21 protein-coding genes and 1 tRNA gene are annotated in these 16,910 nt (G+C 62.1%); 8 read left to right on the top strand and 14 right to left on the bottom strand.

The features are described from left to right. Window positions 1-15: 15 nt before the first annotated feature. Window positions 16-106 (top strand) — tRNA-Ser (locus tag CQ015_RS11500). Between the two features lie 194 nt (window positions 107-300). Here the strand turns inward: CQ015_RS11500 and CQ015_RS11495 are convergent. Continuing rightward, complete coding sequence (locus CQ015_RS11495) at window positions 301-846, bottom strand: DinB family protein (RefSeq protein WP_219844305.1); 546 nt, start codon at window positions 844-846, stop codon at window positions 301-303. Between the two features lie 104 nt (window positions 847-950). Here CQ015_RS11495 and CQ015_RS11490 point away from each other — a divergent pair, with 104 nt between their 5' ends. Continuing rightward, window positions 951-1,907, top strand: coding sequence for a YafY family protein (locus CQ015_RS11490; RefSeq protein WP_105553413.1), 957 nt, complete (start codon window positions 951-953; stop codon window positions 1,905-1,907). A gap of 235 nt (window positions 1,908-2,142) precedes the next feature. Here the strand turns inward: CQ015_RS11490 and CQ015_RS11485 are convergent, their stop codons facing one another. From CQ015_RS11485 to modA, 8 genes are all read right to left on the bottom strand, one after another. Beyond that, window positions 2,143-2,685, bottom strand: a complete 543-nt coding sequence (locus CQ015_RS11485; protein WP_105650166.1) for a YaeQ family protein — start codon at window positions 2,683-2,685, stop codon at window positions 2,143-2,145. A gap of 27 nt (window positions 2,686-2,712) precedes the next feature. Beyond that, on the bottom strand, window positions 2,713-3,051 hold the full coding sequence (locus tag CQ015_RS11480) for a YciI family protein (protein WP_105553414.1): 339 nt from the start codon (window positions 3,049-3,051) through the stop codon (window positions 2,713-2,715). Window positions 3,052-3,181: 130 nt separating this feature from the next. After that, window positions 3,182-3,448, bottom strand: coding sequence for a DUF6457 domain-containing protein (locus tag CQ015_RS11475; protein WP_105553415.1), 267 nt, complete (start codon window positions 3,446-3,448; stop codon window positions 3,182-3,184). Between the two features lie 19 nt (window positions 3,449-3,467). After that, entirely contained in the window at window positions 3,468-4,076 is a 609-nt protein-coding gene (locus CQ015_RS11470) for a molybdenum cofactor guanylyltransferase (RefSeq protein WP_105553416.1), read from the bottom strand. Further along, complete coding sequence (gene glp / locus CQ015_RS11465; RefSeq protein WP_105553417.1) at window positions 4,073-5,311, bottom strand: gephyrin-like molybdotransferase Glp; 1,239 nt, start codon at window positions 5,309-5,311, stop codon at window positions 4,073-4,075. The genes CQ015_RS11470 and glp (CQ015_RS11465) overlap by 4 nt, the downstream gene beginning before the upstream one ends. Before the next feature lie 94 nt (window positions 5,312-5,405). Further along, window positions 5,406-6,167 carry a sulfate/molybdate ABC transporter ATP-binding protein gene (locus CQ015_RS11460; protein ID WP_105553418.1) on the bottom strand — a complete coding sequence of 254 codons (762 nt, stop codon included), beginning with the start codon at window positions 6,165-6,167 and terminating at the stop codon, window positions 5,406-5,408. Further along, window positions 6,164-6,976 (bottom strand): ABC transporter permease, encoded by an 813-nt coding sequence (locus CQ015_RS11455; protein WP_105553419.1) that lies wholly within the window; start codon window positions 6,974-6,976, stop codon window positions 6,164-6,166. Before CQ015_RS11455 ends, CQ015_RS11460 begins: the two co-directional genes overlap by 4 nt. Further along, window positions 6,973-7,788 carry a molybdate ABC transporter substrate-binding protein gene (modA, locus tag CQ015_RS11450; RefSeq protein WP_105553420.1) on the bottom strand — a complete coding sequence of 272 codons (816 nt, stop codon included), beginning with the start codon at window positions 7,786-7,788 and terminating at the stop codon, window positions 6,973-6,975. Before modA ends, CQ015_RS11455 begins: the two co-directional genes overlap by 4 nt. 428 nt (window positions 7,789-8,216) lie before the next feature. On the opposite strand from modA, the gene CQ015_RS18985 reads away from it, so the two are divergent. Beyond that, complete coding sequence (locus CQ015_RS18985) at window positions 8,217-8,390, top strand: hypothetical protein (protein WP_181148428.1); 174 nt, start codon at window positions 8,217-8,219, stop codon at window positions 8,388-8,390. Between the two features lie 92 nt (window positions 8,391-8,482). On the opposite strand, the gene CQ015_RS11445 is transcribed toward CQ015_RS18985, so the two are convergent. Further along, complete coding sequence (locus CQ015_RS11445) at window positions 8,483-8,905, bottom strand: molybdenum cofactor biosynthesis protein MoaE (protein ID WP_105553421.1); 423 nt, start codon at window positions 8,903-8,905, stop codon at window positions 8,483-8,485. Next, window positions 8,902-10,116: a ThiF family adenylyltransferase gene (locus CQ015_RS11440; protein WP_105650165.1), complete on the bottom strand. Its 1,215-nt coding sequence runs from the start codon at window positions 10,114-10,116 to the stop codon at window positions 8,902-8,904. The genes CQ015_RS11445 and CQ015_RS11440 overlap by 4 nt, the downstream gene beginning before the upstream one ends. A gap of 60 nt (window positions 10,117-10,176) precedes the next feature. Between CQ015_RS11440 and CQ015_RS11435 the strand changes: the two genes are divergently transcribed. From CQ015_RS11435 to CQ015_RS11415, 5 genes are read left to right on the top strand one after another with little or no spacing between them, the layout of a single operon-like run. Continuing rightward, window positions 10,177-10,446: a MoaD/ThiS family protein gene (locus CQ015_RS11435; RefSeq protein WP_096285432.1), complete on the top strand. Its 270-nt coding sequence runs from the start codon at window positions 10,177-10,179 to the stop codon at window positions 10,444-10,446. Between the two features lie 9 nt (window positions 10,447-10,455). Further along, window positions 10,456-11,718 carry a gephyrin-like molybdotransferase Glp gene (gene glp / locus CQ015_RS11430; protein ID WP_105650164.1) on the top strand — a complete coding sequence of 421 codons (1,263 nt, stop codon included), beginning with the start codon at window positions 10,456-10,458 and terminating at the stop codon, window positions 11,716-11,718. After that, complete coding sequence (gene moaC / locus CQ015_RS11425; protein WP_105650163.1) at window positions 11,711-12,199, top strand: cyclic pyranopterin monophosphate synthase MoaC; 489 nt, start codon at window positions 11,711-11,713, stop codon at window positions 12,197-12,199. The genes glp (CQ015_RS11430) and moaC overlap by 8 nt, the downstream gene beginning before the upstream one ends. Next, the gene (locus CQ015_RS11420; protein WP_105650162.1) at window positions 12,189-12,689 is read left to right on the top strand and encodes a molybdopterin-binding protein; all 501 of its coding nucleotides are present in this window, start codon (window positions 12,189-12,191) and stop codon (window positions 12,687-12,689) included. The genes moaC and CQ015_RS11420 overlap by 11 nt, the downstream gene beginning before the upstream one ends. Window positions 12,690-12,719: 30 nt before the next feature. Beyond that, a complete protein-coding gene (locus tag CQ015_RS11415) occupies window positions 12,720-12,929 on the top strand; it encodes a DUF1653 domain-containing protein (RefSeq protein ID WP_105569690.1) in 210 nt (69 codons plus the stop codon). A gap of 287 nt (window positions 12,930-13,216) precedes the next feature. Here CQ015_RS11415 and CQ015_RS11410 read toward each other — a convergent pair whose 3' ends face one another. Genes CQ015_RS11410 through CQ015_RS11400 form a run of 3 tightly spaced genes read right to left on the bottom strand, consistent with a single transcriptional unit; the run spans window position 13,217 to window position 16,905 of the window. Further along, window positions 13,217-14,611: a GntP family permease gene (locus CQ015_RS11410; protein WP_105553427.1), complete on the bottom strand. Its 1,395-nt coding sequence runs from the start codon at window positions 14,609-14,611 to the stop codon at window positions 13,217-13,219. Window positions 14,612-14,638: 27 nt separating this feature from the next. Further along, a complete protein-coding gene (locus tag CQ015_RS11405) occupies window positions 14,639-15,271 on the bottom strand; it encodes a bifunctional 4-hydroxy-2-oxoglutarate aldolase/2-dehydro-3-deoxy-phosphogluconate aldolase (protein ID WP_105553428.1) in 633 nt (210 codons plus the stop codon). Next, complete coding sequence (locus CQ015_RS11400; RefSeq protein WP_105553429.1) at window positions 15,268-16,905, bottom strand: amidohydrolase family protein; 1,638 nt, start codon at window positions 16,903-16,905, stop codon at window positions 15,268-15,270. Before CQ015_RS11400 ends, CQ015_RS11405 begins: the two co-directional genes overlap by 4 nt. Window positions 16,906-16,910: the final 5 nt, after the last annotated feature.

Raw genomic sequence — 16,910 nt, 5'->3', positions numbered from 1 at the left:
AGAGTTATCAGGTCTGGTGACGTGTCCGAGCGGCCGAAGGTGCAACACTCGAAATGTTGTGTACGGTAACCCCGTACCGTGGGTTCAAATCCCACCGTCACCGCCAGCGAAAACCCCGAGAATCATTGAATTCTCGGGGTTTTTCTTTGCCAGTAGCTAGTTCGCGAAGGCTGGCAAGGCAACATTCGAGGCTGGGTAATGCGGAACTCTCTAAGGTTGCTTGCAATGCACGTTCGCAGATCAACCCGATGAACCCATCCTTCTTTGCCGCCAATGTCGGGACGCAAACGGCTTCGGCGGTTAGCCCATTGTTTTTTGTCCGTCCAAGGATTCGCGGATGATGTCGGCATGCCCGGCATGTTGGGTGGTTTCTGCGATGATGTGCAGCAATGTGCGGCGCACCGTCCAATGGGTATCGACAAACCATGGCGCCTGGGGCAATTCGTGGACGGTGTCCATGTCTACCTCTGCCAGCAGGTCATCGGTGCGGGCTGCGACCCGCGCATAGTTTTCCAGCAGCTCATCCAAGCTCTCATCGGGCGACATGCGGAATTCGTTCTGGAAAGCTTCCATTGCTTCGGGTGGCATCTTGCTGAAGTCTGCCCCGTCCCAGGCCATGGCGGCCCGGCCCTTGACGATGAATTCCTGCCACTGCTTTTCCACTGCGGTCACATGTTTGATTAGGCCGCCCGGGGTCAGTTCGCTGTCCGTGGTGCGCTGTGCAGCCTGTGAATCACTGAGTCCGCGGACGGTGAAGCGCAGGAAGTGCCGGGCGTTGGCCAACGCCTGGAATAGGTCGGCGCGTTCCCCGCTCAGGGTGGTTTCGGTGGTGGCCATGGTGCTCATTGTTGCCTCCTGGCATCGGCTTCAGCCGGTATTTCCAGCTGATATCTACAAGCGTAAAAGCAATAAGTGTCAGTTTTTGTCCTAAATCAAGGCAGACTGGTTACATGAGTACCAGCACCAGATTCTTGCGTTTAATCTCCTTGTTGCAGACCCACCGCTACTGGTCCGGCGACGAGTTGGCCGAGCGACTGGAAGTCAGTTTGCGCACCGTGCGCCGGGATATCGACCGGCTGCGCGACCTCGGCTACCCGGTGCAGGCTGACCGCGGGGTGGGTGGCGGCTACCAGCTGGCTTCCGGCGCTGCCCTGCCCCCGTTGGTACTCGACGATGAGGAAGCCGTGGCGCTAGTCATTGGCCTGCAATCTACCGTGCATGGCGGTTCTTCCGCGGTAGCCGAAGCCGCATTGCGCGCCCTGTCCAAGGTCGTCCCGGTGCTGCCGGCCAGGTTACGGCAGCGGGCCCAGGCATTGGCTGCCAGCACCGTCCCACTGAACTCGCAGCACTCTGTTCCAGAACCGGTGGACCCCCAGGTGCTGGTGGTGTTCGCCCAGGGATGCCGCGACCGCGAACGGGTGGCCTTCGACTACCGCGACGCTAAGGGAATCGCCAGTTCAAGGCGGGTGGAACCGGCCAAACTGGTCAATGTGGGCAACCGCTACTATCTGGTGGCCTATGACCTGGATCGCGCGGATTGGCGCAGCTTTCGGGTGGATCGAGCCGAGAACGCCGTGGCGCGGGCACTGCGCTTTGCGCCGCGGGAGATTCCCGGCGGCGATGCAGCCCAGTTTGTCCGCGAAGGGCTGCGCGGATCCGGACAGCAACAGATCAGCGCGCGAGTGCATGCCAGCGCCGAGGAGCTGGCACCGCGCATCGGCCGGTGGTTCGAGATCCGGCCGCTCGATGAACACAGCGCCATGGTGCGCACCGAGAACGCCAACTTGCCTTGGGCTGCCTTCGGGCTTGCGATGAGCGAGGCGAAGGTCAGCGATGTGCAGCCGGAGCAACTGCGCTCACTGCTGGACTCATGGTCGGCAAACCTCGCCACGGGGTCCGGGGCGTAAAAAAGGAAAACCAGAGTCAAAGATATGGAAGATGAGGGGCCCGCGATATAGCGATCGAGGTCGCACGGCCATAGCCTCTTCCTCTTGAATCCGCGGGCTAATATTCTATAAAACGGAGGCAATCGGTCTTTGGATTGGGCTGGAGTTCGATTGCCATGCCGGATGCCTTTGCAGGCCAATTCATTCGGTCAAGAATGATATTTACGCTGGAGGCGTGCTTTACCTTCTGCGGTCGCTACTCGATGTGATGCTCGTGAATTTGCGTCTCAAAATTGCTGCCGTTGAGTTCGAGATAGATCTGCCCCTCGGTCACCGAAACCGACATGGTGTTGCGTCTGGTGAGGGCCTTGGCCGCCAAATCGATGAAGCCCGGGTCAAAGGAACGGACAACAATTTCATCGGCTTGGTAGATGGTCTTGCCCTTCCACGAGGCCAATAGCTTCGCCGGTTCGCGGTGCGTGTACATGGCGGCACGCTCCGCGCGTTTGCTGCCTTGGTGAAGGCGCTGGGCATCCGGGGCGCCTACCTCAATCCAGGCCAAGATGCTTCCGGTGAGGTCCTTGACCAGCACCGCCGGTTCCTCCCCTGTGGATACCCCTCCGGCAGAAAATGCAATGCCTTCCTCCGCTTCGAGGCAGTAGGCGAGAACCCGGGTCACCAGATAGGCGTCGGTCTCCGAGGCTTGCTGTGCCACACGCAATGAGAGATCTTCGTAAACACCGCGATCCACATCAGCCAGTTGGACTTCGAAAGTTTGTATTGTCGCGCCGATTGCCATAAGTCACGAGTCTACAGTGGTGCGGGGCTAGCTCGCCGAGTCATAGGCGAATTCGCGCAGCTCTTGCGCACACCGGCAGGCCACCGCGATCTTTCGAGCCCAACCCAGCGCTTCCGCGCGGGTGGGCACCTCCAGCACGGTAAATCCGCCTTTGAGCTCCGAGCCCGAATAGATTTCGTCACTCACCGAACCATCTGCCGATACCAGTACCGGATCGACGCGTTCCTCGATGCCACCACCGAAGACATAGACGCCTGCCGCTTTGGCCTCGGAAATCACCGCACGGGCATCGGCGGCGACACGCGGCAACTCTTCGTCCGCAACCACCATGGCCCGGCTCGGAAACGAGATCAGATATTTAGTCATCTCCCGATTGTGCGCCCGGAGGCGGTACACGGCAATGCTTAGTCCGCTGAAGCCGGTGATGCCTACCTTGCCATTGGGTGGCTACAACGCGTTGAGCTGAGGCACGCGATGGAACTCCAGCAACGCGGGATTATTCCTGCTCGGCCGCCCAGCGCGCGGCCCGTGCGTTGAGCTTCTCGGCGAGCGCCGACAGCTCGGTGCCCGGTTCCGCGCGGCCAAGAGCCAAGCCCAAGAGAAAAGTGCTCAATGGGGCCGCTGGCCTTGCGACGTCGTGGGCAACGTGTTTGGCCACGTCGAGCAGCGTGCCTATAGATACCTCGTTGGCGTCCAAGCCGAGTTCCTCGGCCGCGGCCTCCAGCCACGGAATGAGTGCCTCGGGTGGGAGATGCTGTGCCATGATTATTTTCCTTTGCTCGCTAAGACTTAGTTGGCTTCGTCGATTTACTTGAATCCTTTTGCCGCAGGCGGGCTTCTTCCAGGGCTTCGGGGGTATCAATATCCGCCGATTTCTCCACCGAAATATTGGCCCTGCTCAGCCGAAGGTTGTTGAAGGCCCGCCTGACCGGTGCATTGACGACGCCATCGCCCAGCGCCTCGCAGGCTTCGCGCAACGGCTCGGTGCGGTAGCAACCCGCAAGCCACTGGGTCCGCTCGTTGTCGTCTACCAGCACCACGCCATCCGTCCCAGAAGCATCGATGGCCGCGGAAAGCGCCTCGCAGACCGCGGCCGGATATTCCAGGTCGCAAGACAGAACCACTACCCAGTCAGCCGTCACCGCGCGAAGCCCCACCGCAACTGCGGCTAACGGTCCGGCGAATGCCGGTTCTTCGCGCAGCACCACGTCCGCTTGGGTTCCAGCGGATTCGGGACCCACAACGATCACCTGGCCATTGACCGCTTCCCGGCAAGCGCGCACCACGCGATCCACCAGCCGCTGCCCGCCAAGGAGCAGTTCGGCCTTATCCAGGCCACCGAGCCGGGACCCACGGCCACCGGCAAGAATCAAAGCGTCGGCGGCCATCATGGAAGCATCCGTATTACTTGCACGCTGTCGCCTTCGGCGATGTCCCCGCGTTCAGGTTCGACCAAGGCGTACCCTTGGGCAGCGCCGAAACCACCGACGGAATGCGACACCCGCTTGGAGTGCACCACCGGATAGCAGCGCAAAGACTGCCCGTATTCAAATTCAACCGGGAGCACTTGCAGCTTCCCGGTGAATCCACGCCATCCAATCCCGGCGGTAGCGGTCAATCTCGGACGCTCGGATGTCTCGTGGCCCTGCATGGCACGCAGCGCCGGGATTACGAACAGTTCAAAGCCGACCGCCGCGCTGACCGGATTGCCCGGCAGCGCGAAGACAAACGCACCGGCGGCCAAACGCCCGGTGCATTGCGGCTGTCCGGGACGGGCATCCAACCTCACGGCACGAACTTCTGCCTCATCTGCCAGCGCCAACCGCATCACGTCCCGTGTGCCCGGGCCCACCCCGCCGGTGCTCACGATGACGTCGTAGCTCGAACCCAGTTCGGCCAGCCTTTCGCTCACCTCGGCTACCTCATCGGGGCAATGCTGCACGCTGACCTCGATGATGCCCGCCTCGGCCAGCAGCCCGCCAATGAGCAAGGAGTTTGATTCCGGGATCTGACCGCGAGTCAGCTGAGCACCGAGGGGCCGCAGTTCGGCACCGGTGACCAGCACCGCAACACGCGGCGCTCGCCGAACCAGCACCTTGGCTATTCCGGCCGCGGCCAATGCCGATAGGCGCACCGCGGTCAGCTGGTCTCCGGCGCGGGCCACCAATGCGCCTCGGGCCAGGTCTTCTCCCCGGGCGCGGATCTCTTGGCCGGGCTGAACCGGTTTGAATACGCGCACGAGGTCATCGGCCCAGGTGCTCTCGCCTTGATCGCCAATGGTCGATTCGACGCGCACTACCGCGTCGGCGCGGGTGGGGATGGGAGCACCGGTCATAATGCGCACCGCCTGGCCCGGCTCCAGCGGCGCATCCCAGGAACTTCCCGCGGCTACTTCGCCCACAACGCTCAACGCTATCGGCTGCTGCTCGCTAGCGTTCGACGTATCGCAGCTGCGCACCGCGTAGCCGTCCATGGCCGAGTTCTCCCACAGCGGCAGCGGGTGAGCGGCGAACACATCCTCGGCAAGCACCGTTCCGCGCGCCTCGGCTAGGCCAACCGTGCTGGTGGCTACCGGAGTGACTCGGTCAAGAATCCACGCCAGATGTTCTGCAGGGCTTATCCCCATCGCTCCTCATCCTTCATTGCCTTCAAAAGTTGTTGAGTCCCGGAAACAAGAAATATTCGAAAGGTGCCAGACGAAGCAATCATTGGCTTCATGGCTAAGGGGAACATCTCTTCTCCGGTTCGCTCTCGTAGCCCGCCGGAACGCTATTGGCCACGGCCCGCACAAACTCCGTAGCGGGTTCCGCAAGCACTTGCCGCGTATGCCCCTGTTGAACGACCACGCCGCGTTCGATTACCAATAATCGCTCTGCCAGGGCCAGCGCATCCGCCCCCGAATGCGAGACGACAACCGCAGTGGTTCCGGTACGGGAGAGTTCTTCACGGACCAGCTCGCGCATCTCCACCGCCGCTTGGACATCAAGTGCGGAGAACGGCTCATCAACCAGCAGCAATTTCGGTCCTGCGGCCAAGGCACGAGCCAGCGCGACACGCTGCTGCTGTCCACCGGAAAGCGCGGCGGGTCGTTGCGTCGCGAATGCCATGAGCCCCAAGCGTTCAAGCCAGTCGTGCGCCACCTGCTGGGCGGCGCGTTTGCTTAGGCCAGCCGCGCGGGCAGCGAAGGCGATATTCTCCGCGGCGTCAAAATGCGGGAAGAGCCTGGGCTGCTGCCCGAGCAGTCCGATCGCTCGGCGGTGTGGCGGCAGGTGCACACCGGGACCGGAGAGCACCGTACCGTTCAGGGAAATCTGCCCGGCTGTAAGGTGCTGAATTCCAGCTATTGCATGCACAATCGTGGACTTGCCAGCTCCGTTGGGGCCCATCAACGCGAGGATCTTCCGGGGTTCAAGATCCAGTTGCACGTCGATTTCGAAGCTTGGTCGCGTCACACGGATTGCTGCCTGAAGCCCGGTGGTCATTTCAACGCCCCCGGACGCCACGCCCGCAGGCAAACCAGGACCAGTACCGCGGCCGCGAGCAACAACAACGAAAGCGCCACAGCTGATTCTCGTCCGGCGCCTGCCCCATTAAAAGCCGTATAGATTGCCAGTGGCATGGTCTGGGTGCGTCCCGGCGCATTGCCTGCGAAAAGCGCGGTAGCCCCAAACTCGCCCAGAGCCCTGGCGAAGCAGAGGATCATCCCGGCGAGCAACCCCGGTGCGGCCAAGGGCAGGCTAATTCGGGTCAGCACCATCCAGCGTCCGGCACCAAGCGTGGCCGCGGTCTGCTCATAGGCTGCGCCGCTGGTACGCAGGGTCCCTTCGACGGTGAGCACCAGAAAAGGCAGTCCGACAAACATTTGCGCCATCACCACCGCGGCGGTGGAAAACGGGAGAGTGAACCCCCAGAGCTGTTCCAGCAGCTGTCCAATGCCGCTAGTCCGGCCGAAGAGCAACAGCAGCGCGACTCCGCCGACCATAGGCGGGAGCACTAGGGGCACCGCCACCAATGCACGGAGAACCTGCGCAACGTGCGGGGAGCTGCGGGCAATGAGCAGTGCCAGTGGCACTCCGAGCAGCGTGCACAGCACCGTAGCCAGCAGCCCGGTGCGCAGCGACAGGCCAAGGGCCTGCAAGGCCTGGGGGCTGGTCACATCCGCCCACAAGGTGCTCCAGGAGGCCTGCGTCAGCAATGCCATCAGGGGCAATACGAGCAAGGCCACAGCCAATACGGCGGGCAGCAATACCAGGCTCGGCGCCCGGGTGCCGACATCTACTTGGGCGGTCATTTCTGCTCGGTCTTCAGCTGTGCGGAGGTCGACGGGCTTCCGAAGCCGTATTCGCTCATCACCTGTTGACCATGCTCGCTCAGGACATAGTCCACGAACACTTCGGCAGCCTCGCGCTTGGCAACTTCCTGTTCGTCATCGCTGGCATTGTCGACTACCGAGATGGGATACGAGTTGACGACCTTGTGAGCGTCGGGAGGAATAATGCTTTCCACGGTCGGCTCATTGGCAATTTCCGTGCGGTATACCAGCCCCGCGTCAGCTTCCCCGGTGGCAACCTTGACCAGTACGGTGCCTACGTTCTGTTCCAGGCTTGCAGCTTCAACCTGCACGCCGGCAAGATCTAGCAATTTCTTGGCCGCGGAGCCACAAGGCACTTCGGGAGCGCAGAGCACCGTGGTGCCTTTTGCCAGGTCCGCCAGCTCATTGATATTGCCCGGGTTCCCATGGGGAACGGCAATCACCAGCGTGTTGGTAGCGAAGATGCTCGCGGTGGTCGCCAAGCCGGCTTCTTGGACCGCGTCCATGTTGGGTTCATCTGCGGAGGCAAAAACATCTGTTGGCGCTCCGGCGAGGATCTGCGTCGCAAGCGTTGAGGAGCCGTCGTAGCTAATGTCGGAGAGCAGAATTTCGGGGTGCTGCTCCCGGAATTCCTGAGCCAACTGTTCGAAGGGCTCATGCAATGAGGTTGCTGCCGAAATGTTGATTTGGGTCTGCGGCTGTGCGGCGTTTTCCATCCCGCCATTAGCTGCGCATGAGCTTAATGCCAGAACAAGAAGTCCGGCTAACGCCAGCGTTGGGCGTAGTTGCATGCTCGGCTCCTTCAAAAACGGTACTTTGCCATGCTACCGCCGATGTCGCGCGCGTCACGAGTTATTTCCGCGCCGACTTCACGATCCATCACAGTTGCTCGTCCGAGGATGCCGGCACGGCCTGCGGCCGCGTGGCGCTAAGCCGAGGTGCGGCCATCTCGCCGGCGGTGCCGTACAAATTACAACTCTCGAACGGTTATCACTGTGCGGCGAGCTGGCGCATATGTTTTCAGGCTCTGGCTCGATGGCGGAAACCCCGTATTGCCGGGCCGCGCCGACACCCGCGGCGGTGGCTGACCCGGACACGGAAATGCGCCGCAGCTAGAGATATCATGTGACTGGCTGCTGCCGCTGGCGGTTTGCTGGGAGTGGCAAAATCAGGCGTTTTCGAAGCTCTCTGGATCTAGGACTTAGCGGAAATTGGCGACATGAAGAAATCCACGGTTTCACCCACAACTGCCTCGGTGCTCGCGGCGCTTTTCCTGCTCGTGGGTGTTTGGCAGTTGGCGACCGGCACGGTTTGGCCAGGCGGTGCGATGCTGGCGCTTGCTTCCTTGTGGGTTGTTGTCGCTGTGCGCCAAGCCAGAAAACCACCGGTCTAAGAGAATATCCCTCGAATTTGGCTGCAGATCTAGCTTTGCTGCCACCTCAGCCGCGCCGAGAAGACTGAAACGGGTGGCTGATGTCTCCGTGCTTAGAGACCCACCCATTGACTGGTTCCCGCTTCGAAATGCTGACGCTTCCAGATCGGCACCTCGTGCTTGATGCGCTCAACCAAAGCCTCGATGGCGGCGAAGGCCTCACCACGGTGCGCGGCGGCGGACGCCGCGACCAAGGCGGCGTCGCCAATTTTCAGTTCCCCCACGCGGTGCACCGCCGCCATACGCACCCCGGAGCGTTCCTGCTCTTCGGCCAGGATCTTGGCCAGAAACTCTTCGGCCTGCGGGTGGCTTGAGTAGTCCAGTCCCAGGACCTTTTCGCCGCCGTCATGGTTGCGTACGATGCCATGGAACATCACCACCGCTCCGGCGTCCGGACCGTCCACCGCCGCTCGAACCGCGGACTCATCGATGGCCTCAGTGCTGATGCGGGCTAGTGAATTGTTCAACTCGGTCATGAGTTCTCCTTCAAGCTGTCTGTTGATGCCTTCGCGGCATCCGTCGCGGTGAATTCCGGGGCAAGCGGGGCGAACTCGTGAATACCACCTGAAAGGTAGCGCACCGGCACCCCGCGCTTGGCTAATAGCTGTGCGGCACGGATGGATCGGGGGTCACGGGCGCAATAGACAATCAGCTCGCCGCTACCGGGCAGGAGCAATGCCTGCTCCGCTTGGGAAGCCGCTTCAAGCTCATCCAACGGCACAAACTGGGATCCGGCGATGCGCAGCTGTTCGCGTTCTGCCAAGGTCCGCACATCAAGCAAGCGCGGGGCATCACCGGAACGCATCATTCCCGCGAGCTCGGAGGCCGAGATCGCCTCGGGTTGCGGTTCCGCTCCGGCACAGAACAGTTCGTAGTCGATCAATTCGCTCACCGGATTTCCTTGCGGGTCACGGCCGTAGGCGATTTCCCTGGTGCGGCCGGCGAGCGCGTCATAGATCAGCACCCGGCCAATGAGCAGATCGCCTAGTCCGGTGATCACCTTCAAGGTTTCGGTGGCCAACAAGGAACCAACCGTTCCGCAGAGCCCCGGCAGCACCCCGCCGACGGCACAGTTCACCACGGTGCCCGGTTCCGGCGGACTCGGGAACAGATCCCGGTAGCCCGGGCCGTACTCATGCCAAGCCACGCTGACTTGCCCATGATGGGCGAGGATGGATCCCCAGATCAACGGAATCCCGCTGAGCTGAGCCGCATCATTAACCAGATAGCGGGTGGGGAAATTATCGCTCCCATCAACTACCAGGTCATAGCCGGCAAAGATCTCCAAGGCGTTCTCGGCGGTCAACCGCAGGTTGTGTTCAACAACCGTAATGCTCGGGTCCAGCGCCCTGGCCGCCTGCGCCAAAGACGAGGTCTTGGCCACGCCGAGGTTCGCCGTGGTGTGCGCAACCTGCCGATGCAGATTCGAAAGTTCGACCACATCATCATCAACCAGCCCGATGGTCCCCACCCCGGCCCCGACCAGATACGGCACGCTCGCGCACCCGAGTCCACCGGCGCCGATGACCAAAACCCGCGCGTGGGCGAGCCTGCACTGGGATTCAATACCGAAGCCGGGCAATGAGAGCTGCCGTTGGGCACGAGCGCGCTGTTCGTCGTTGAGTTCCGCGCCCACCTGCACCGCGGCAGGAGGCGTGGCACCACCCGGAGATACGCTTTGATTCATACTGGGATCCTACGCGTTTATCGACTTACCTGCCCGCTACGCACAAGATAGCATGGAGATATGACCTCGATCCTGATCCGTTACTTCGCCGCCGCCGCCCAGGCCGCCGGCACCGAAGAGGAGCATTGGCCAACCGTGACAACGCTCGCGGAATTACGCGCCGGACTCCAGGAAAAGTACGGCCAAGAGATGGCAAAAGTGCTCAACGCCGGAAGTTTCTTGGTCAACGGCACGGTCCGCCGCGATACCGGTGCGCTGCGCACCGCCGGGGATGAAACAGACGGCAAACCGCTGACCGTTGATGTGCTTCCACCCTTCGCCGGCGGGTAACCACCCTTCATGAGTTGCACTCTCGAATCCCACCGCGTCCATGTGCGCGATCTGCTGGCGCCAATGCTGCAGCGCCTTCGCGGCGAAGCGCCGGAACTCTTGAGCGTCGGCCACCCTGCGCTCGCCGGTCGGGTCACCGCCGCGCAAATGACCGCCACCCTGCCGATCCCCGCCTTTACCAATTCGCAGATGGACGGCTACGCCCTTCACTCGCAGCAGCTCGCCGCGGCCAGTAGTCAATCCCCGCTGACCTTCCCGCTCGGTTTCACCGCCGCGGCCGGCGACCCGCGTTTGAAGCTTGAACCCGGTACCGTCATCCCGGTGATGACCGGCGCTCCCATCCCCTATGGGGCAGACACCGTGGTTCCCATCGAGGAGACGGTTTCAGCAGCTTTCCCTGTGCTGGTTCGGGCAGGAGCCGGCACGCCGAGCGGCACGGCCACCTTTACACGGCCGAGCGGCGCGGGGCGTTTCATCCGCGAGGCCGGCGAACAACTGGCCGGCGGCGCGGTCGTGGCCGAGTCCGGCGAGTTGCTGACCCCCACCTTGATAGGCGCGCTGGCGGCCAGCGGCGTGCATCGAGTTTCGGTGCAAGCTCGACCACAGGTGCTGCTGTGCACCACCGGCGACGAGCTGGCCGCCCCCGGTTCCGAGGTCGCGGCGGCTCGCATCCCGGATGCCAATAGCCCGATGCTCGCCGCCCTCTTGCGGGGCTACGGTGCCGAGGTCTCGGTGGCACGTTTGCCCGATGATCCGCAGGCTTTCTCAGAACATCTCTTGAAGCATGCCGCGCAGGCTGACTTGCTGCTCACCGTTGGCGGGATCAGTGCCGGGGCATTCGAAGTAGTTCGCCAGGTGCTCGAACCCCTGGGCGGCGACTTCCACCATGTGGCGATGCAACCCGGTGGGCCTCAGGGACATGCGAGCTTGGAAAACCCAGATGGTTCGCGTACCCCGGTACTCTGCTTCCCCGGGAACCCGGTCAGCGCGCTGCTTTCCGCCGAGCTCTTCCTCGCCCCGTTGCTGCGCGCCTTCGCAGCGCTTCCACAGCCGCGGGCAACGCGCGGAGTGCTTGCCCATGAGGTCAGCTCCCCCGAGTCCAAACATCAGGTGCGCCGCGCGATGCTGGCAGATGGGCAGGTCACCGTGCTCGCTCCGGGCTCGCACCTGATCCATGATCTTGCCCGAGCCGATGCGCTAGTCCATCTACCGGTGGGGCTTACCCATTTGCCCGCCGGCGCAGAAATTGAAACCTGGAGCTTTAATGTCTGAGAACCAACGCCTCACCCACCTGCGCGCCGATGGCACGTCCCACATGGTGGATGTCAGCGACAAGACCGTCACCAAGCGGGTGGCCACGGCCGAGGCGCTGTTCGTTACCCGCCCCGATGTCATCGAGCAGCTGATGAGCGGCAACCTGCCCAAAGGCGAGGCGCTGGGCACCGCCCGCGTGGCAGGCATCATGGCGGCAAAGCGCACCTGGGAACTGGTGCCGCTGTGCCACCCGTTGCCGATCTCCAAGGTATCGGTGGACTTTGCGGCCGAGGCAGACACCGTGCGCATCACCGCACAGGTCACCACCAAGGGGGTCACCGGGGTGGAAATGGAAGCACTAACCGCTGCCAGCGTCGCGGCCTTGACCCTGTATGACATGACCAAGGCGGTAGACAAGCACGCCGAAGTCACCGGCATCAAGGTGCTGTCCAAGTCCGGCGGAAAGAGCGGGGACTGGACTCGTGACAATGAGCGGTAAAGTCCCCGGTGACCGAGCCGCGGTCATTGTTGCCTCGACCAGCTGCGCGGCCGGAACCGCCACGGACAAGACGGGCCCGGTCATTGCCCGGTGGCTCGTCGAACGCGGCTTTGCTGCCGCCCAGCCGCTGGTGGCCGCCGATGGGCTGCCGGTGCGCGTTGCCGTGGAAGAGCAGCTTGCCGCCGGAGCCCGCGTGGTGGTGGTCACCGGAGGAACCGGAGTTTCCCCGGATGATCAGTCACCGGAGATGGTTGCCCCGCTGCTGGATGTGCAGCTACCCGGGATCATCGAGGCCATCCGCCGGCGCGGCGAAGCGATGACCCCGATGGCGATCATGACCCGTGGCGTCGCCGGGTTCGCCGGGAACAGTTTTGTGCTGACCCTGCCCGGATCCACCGGTGGCGTGGCCGATGGTCTGGCCGTGCTGGACCCTATTTTGAATCACCTCTTGGACCAGCGCAGCGGTGCTCGCGAACATGGTCCGCGCTAATTTGCACCTACTGGCAGGAAAGGCCACCCGTTGAGCGTTGAAGCCGGCATTTACGAACATTTTAAGGGGCAGCGCTACGAGGTGCTGGCCGTGGGCAGGCACAGTGAAACCGAGGAATCGCTGGTGTTCTATCGCAAGCTCTACGATGACTACAGCTTTTGGGCCCGACCGCTGTCAATGTTCGAGGAAGTGGTAGAGCGCGAGGGCTATCGCGGGCCGCGTTTCAACCGGATCGCCTAGCTGCTGCAGCAGTGCAGTTGCCTTAGGCGAATTGGCCACATCTTAGGTTCGGCTCAGCACCCGATGCCTAGCACGGTTGCGGAAATTTGATTCTTGGACGGGCCTCCGGCGAAGGGCTCTTCGAAGTTCCGGAGGCATCCACTGGTCCAACCGGTGATCATGCGCCGGAGTTGGTAGAACACTGGTACGTCGACGTCACCCCGTCGTAATTCATGGTTTGAAGCTACACATAAAATTTGCCCCGGAACCCTCATGGCTCCGGGGCAAATCAAAGTCCGCTTCCCTAGCTAAGACACGATCGCAAATAGTGTCGCGGCCACGGCGAAACCAACCACCGACAGAACTGTCTCCAGCACCGTCCAGGTTTTCAAAGTGTCCTTGACCGACATGTTGAAGTACTTGGCAATAATCCAGAAGCCACCGTCGTTGACATGGCTGGCAATGATGGAACCGGAAGAAATCGCAATGACGATCAGCGCCAGCTGGGGTTGGCTGAAATCACCGGATGCCATAGTCGGGGCAAGGATGCCGCTCGTTGTCACGATAGCCACGGTGGCAGAACCCTGCGCGATGCGCATACCGCAGGAAATTACGTAGGCCGACAATATCAGCGGTAGGCCTGCTTGTGACAGCGAACCGGCTACGGCTTGCCCCACGCCAGTGGCGGCCAATACCGCACCGAAGAACGCGCCAGCACCCACCACGAGCAGGATCATGCCTACCGGGCGCAGCGACTCGCCGGTGACCTTTGAAAGTTCCGCACGGGTCATCCCCCGCCGGGTACCAAGAATCCACATGGCTAGCAACACCGCGATTGTCAGTGCGATAGCTGGATTTCCGGTGAAGATCAGCAGGTCTTTCAGCCACCCTTCCGGCAGTAGAACATTGCCGAAGGTTGCGCACAGGATTAGCACCATCGGCAGGCCAATGGCTAAGGAAACACTGCCAATTCCAGGTGCCTGCAGCTGAGATCCTTCCTTGGTATTGCGCACGTGCTCACCTGGCACCTCAACATGCACGCGAGCACCGATCCAGCGTCCCCACATGATGCCTGAAGCAAACCATGCCGGGATACCACAAGCCAGCCCCATAACAATGATCCAGCCTAGGGAGACGCCAAAGAACCCGGCGGCTGCCACCGGACCCGGATGCGGCGGCAGGAAGGCATGCGTCACGGACAAGCCTGCCAGAAGCGGCAAGGCGTACAGCGCGAGCGAACGTCCCCCGCGAACCGCGGCAACGTAGACCAATGGCGCCAAGACGAAAATACCGATGTCGAAAAATACCGGAATACCCAATAGGAAACCGGTAACGCCCATGGCCACAGGCGTCCCCTTCTCGCCGAAAACCTTGATCAGCCTGTCCAGCAGAACTTGCGCGCCGCCAGAGTGTTCAAGGATGGCGCCCAACACGGTACCCAGACCGATAATCAGGGTGATGTGGCCCAGAATGCCGGCGAAGCCCTTTTCGATCAAGGCGTCTGAGGCTTTGACCGGGGTTCCGACTAGATCTGTCAGGGAGACTCCGCCGACAAGGGCGACGAGCACACCGGTAGCCACCAGGGCAATAAAAGGTTCAATTTTGGACTTGATGATCAGGGTTAGCAGCAGGGCGATGCCAGCAGCGGCCAGCAACAGCAGGCCGAGTGTATCGTGTCTGAGCCATTCAAGGAATGTGGCCACGGTGCCACCTCGTTTCTAAGCTATTAATTATCCGAGTGAAGAGGTAAATTTTTGTGCGCGTTGGGTGATCTGCTCCCATGCGCCTTCGGCTACTAACGTTGGATGCACGACGGAGGTTCCGCAGCATACCGCTAGCGCCCCGGCGGCTAAGAAATCCGCCGCATTCTGCTCGTTGATGCCGCCAGATGGCAGCAATTTCAACTCTGGGAAGGGACCCAGCAGATCCTTGAGATATCCCGGCCCCACATGACGAGCTGGGAAAATCTTCACGATTTCGCTACCTAGATCAACAGCCTGGGCAACTTCGGTGGGAGTGAGCGCTCCAAGGCTGAAGGGCACTTGGCGTTCTCGAGCTACCGCGGCGACCTCGGTGCGTAGCCCCGGGGTGACCAGGAACTGGGCCCCGGCATCCAACGCGGCCTCTGCCTGTGCGGCGCTGAGCACCGTTCCCACGCCAATCATGACCCCGTGCTCCTGTGCGGTATCTGCCACACGGCGGATGTGCTCCAGTACATTCGGGGTGGTGAACGTCAATTCCATGGTGCGGATTCCTCCGCGAGCCAGTGCCCCCGCTAGTTCCGCAGCGTCCGAGATGCGCTCCGCGCGCACCACTGCAAGGGTCTTGTCTGCTGCTAGCAGCTGGTTCAAAGTAGTTGTCATAACGCTTGCGTTCCTTCTGTAGTGCGACGCAGGGCGCGTCCGGCCCGTGCTCCGGTGGGCCGGCCGTCGCGTAGTGCGGCCACACCGTTGACATAGACGGCCTGGATGCCAATGGCGGGTTGCTTAGGATTGTCAAAAGTCGATCCAGCAGCAACGGTCTGCGGGTCAAAAAGCACCAAGTCCGCCGCGTAGCCTTCGCGGATCTCGCCACGTTTTACCAGCTTCAGCCGCTGCGCTGGCCGCCCGGTGAGGTGGTGCACGGTTTCCTCCAGCGACATCACCCCGAGTTCGCGGGAGTACCGTCCTAGGTATTGCGGGAAGGTGCCCCAGGCCCGCGGATGCGGCTTGGCGCCGTGCAGCAACCCGTCCGATCCGCCGGTGTGCACGCGGTGGGTCATAATGGCTCGCACGTTCTCCTCGTGGCCCACATGCTGCAGGATGCCTGCCCCCAGCCGATCCTCGGTGAGGATCGTGCAAAAGACCTCGAAGGGTTCGCGGCGTTCTGTGGCGGCGATGTCCTGGATAGTTCGCCCCACATAGTCGGCAAGCGCTGGGTTCTGCACCGATGAAATTTCCAGGGTCTCCCACTCGGCCACGACTCCGTGGCAGCCATCTGATCCGGTGACTTCCAAGGCCTGGCGGATGCGGGCCCGGTCTTGCGGATCTGCTAGACGCGCTAGGGTGTCATCCACGGATCCGGCCGAGGACCAGCTGGGCAGAACTGCGGAGAGCGTGGTGGAGCCTGGCAGATAAGGATAGGTGTCGAGGCTGATATCTGCCCCTTCGGACAAGGCCTGGTCGATGAGTTCGAGCAAGGCTGGCGCCTTACCCTTATTTTCTGCGAAATTCATCGTGGCGTGTGCCAAGTGAAGTGCGCATCCGGAGGATCGCGAAAGCTCGATCATCTCCGCATAGGCATCCAGCGCACCCTTTCCGTAGGAGCGGTGGTGCGGGGCGTAGAATCCGCCGTGTGCGGCTACCTCGGCGCACAGTTCTCCGAGCTCGGCGGTGCTCGCATACATGCCCGGTGTATAGGTCAGGCCGCTGGAAAGACCCACCGCCCCCTGCTCCATGCCTTCGGCAATGACCTGTCGCATGGCGGTGATCTGAGCGCCGTCGGCGCGCTGGTCCCCGAATCCCATAACCAACGCGCGCACGGTGCCCTGGGGGATCAGATAGGCGGCGTTGGTGGCGATGCGCTGGCCTTGCGCGTCTTCGGCATCCAGCCGATCGAGGTATTGGGCTACGCTGCGCCAGGAGAAATCGAAATCCTGCGGGTTACCGTTCCATCCGGCAATCTTTTCGCGGATCTGCGGAAGGATCTCGTCATTGACCGGCGCATAGGAGATCCCGTCTTGGCCAAGCACCTCGGTGGTCACTCCCTGGGTAATCTTGGGCAGATGCTCCGGGGCGGTCAACAGGTAGAGGTCCGAGTGCGCGTGCATGTCGATAAATCCGGGGCTAAGCACCAGCGATTCGGCGTCTACTTGGCGTATTTCCGCGGAAGCCGCCAGGGCGCCGGCCGAGGCAATGCGTTTGATGATGCCTTCGGAGATCAGGACGTCGGCACGGTAGCGCGGTGCCCCGGTGCCGTCCACGATCGTGGCATTGCTGAAAAGTGTCGGTTCGCTCATTGGTG

Origin of the sequence: Arthrobacter sp. MYb221 (assembly GCF_002979835.1) — a bacterium.
Taxonomy (GTDB): Bacteria; Actinomycetota; Actinomycetes; order Actinomycetales; family Micrococcaceae; genus Glutamicibacter.
This window is presented reverse-complemented; position numbering and strand designations above follow the sequence as displayed.

What these genes read in the sequence shown, in the direction of transcription:
- CQ015_RS11400 (WP_105553429.1), bottom strand. Translation starts at nt 16,905, where the DNA reads ATGAGCGAACCGACACTTTTCAGCAATGCCACGATCGTGGACGGCACC.
- CQ015_RS11455 (WP_105553419.1), bottom strand. Translation starts at nt 6,976, where the DNA reads ATGACCGCCCAAGTAGATGTCGGCACCCGGGCGCCGAGCCTGGTATTG.
- CQ015_RS11445 (WP_105553421.1), bottom strand. Translation starts at nt 8,905, where the DNA reads ATGACCGAGTTGAACAATTCACTAGCCCGCATCAGCACTGAGGCCATC.
- CQ015_RS11490 (WP_105553413.1), top strand. Translation starts at nt 951, where the DNA reads ATGAGTACCAGCACCAGATTCTTGCGTTTAATCTCCTTGTTGCAGACC.
- moaC (WP_105650163.1), top strand. Translation starts at nt 11,711, where the DNA reads ATGTCTGAGAACCAACGCCTCACCCACCTGCGCGCCGATGGCACGTCC.
- CQ015_RS11480 (WP_105553414.1), bottom strand. Translation starts at nt 3,051, where the DNA reads ATGACTAAATATCTGATCTCGTTTCCGAGCCGGGCCATGGTGGTTGCG.
- CQ015_RS11460 (WP_105553418.1), bottom strand. Translation starts at nt 6,167, where the DNA reads ATGACCACCGGGCTTCAGGCAGCAATCCGTGTGACGCGACCAAGCTTC.
- CQ015_RS11420 (WP_105650162.1), top strand. Translation starts at nt 12,189, where the DNA reads ATGAGCGGTAAAGTCCCCGGTGACCGAGCCGCGGTCATTGTTGCCTCG.
- CQ015_RS11440 (WP_105650165.1), bottom strand. Translation starts at nt 10,116, where the DNA reads ATGAATCAAAGCGTATCTCCGGGTGGTGCCACGCCTCCTGCCGCGGTG.
- CQ015_RS11485 (WP_105650166.1), bottom strand. Translation starts at nt 2,685, where the DNA reads ATGGCAATCGGCGCGACAATACAAACTTTCGAAGTCCAACTGGCTGAT.
- glp (WP_105553417.1), bottom strand. Translation starts at nt 5,311, where the DNA reads ATGGGGATAAGCCCTGCAGAACATCTGGCGTGGATTCTTGACCGAGTC.
- CQ015_RS11475 (WP_105553415.1), bottom strand. Translation starts at nt 3,448, where the DNA reads ATGGCACAGCATCTCCCACCCGAGGCACTCATTCCGTGGCTGGAGGCC.
- CQ015_RS11435 (WP_096285432.1), top strand. Translation starts at nt 10,177, where the DNA reads ATGACCTCGATCCTGATCCGTTACTTCGCCGCCGCCGCCCAGGCCGCC.
- modA (WP_105553420.1), bottom strand. Translation starts at nt 7,788, where the DNA reads ATGCAACTACGCCCAACGCTGGCGTTAGCCGGACTTCTTGTTCTGGCA.
- CQ015_RS18985 (WP_181148428.1), top strand. Translation starts at nt 8,217, where the DNA reads ATGAAGAAATCCACGGTTTCACCCACAACTGCCTCGGTGCTCGCGGCG.
- CQ015_RS11405 (WP_105553428.1), bottom strand. Translation starts at nt 15,271, where the DNA reads ATGACAACTACTTTGAACCAGCTGCTAGCAGCAGACAAGACCCTTGCA.
- glp (WP_105650164.1), top strand. Translation starts at nt 10,456, where the DNA reads ATGAGTTGCACTCTCGAATCCCACCGCGTCCATGTGCGCGATCTGCTG.
- CQ015_RS11495 (WP_219844305.1), bottom strand. Translation starts at nt 846, where the DNA reads ATGAGCACCATGGCCACCACCGAAACCACCCTGAGCGGGGAACGCGCC.
- CQ015_RS11470 (WP_105553416.1), bottom strand. Translation starts at nt 4,076, where the DNA reads ATGATGGCCGCCGACGCTTTGATTCTTGCCGGTGGCCGTGGGTCCCGG.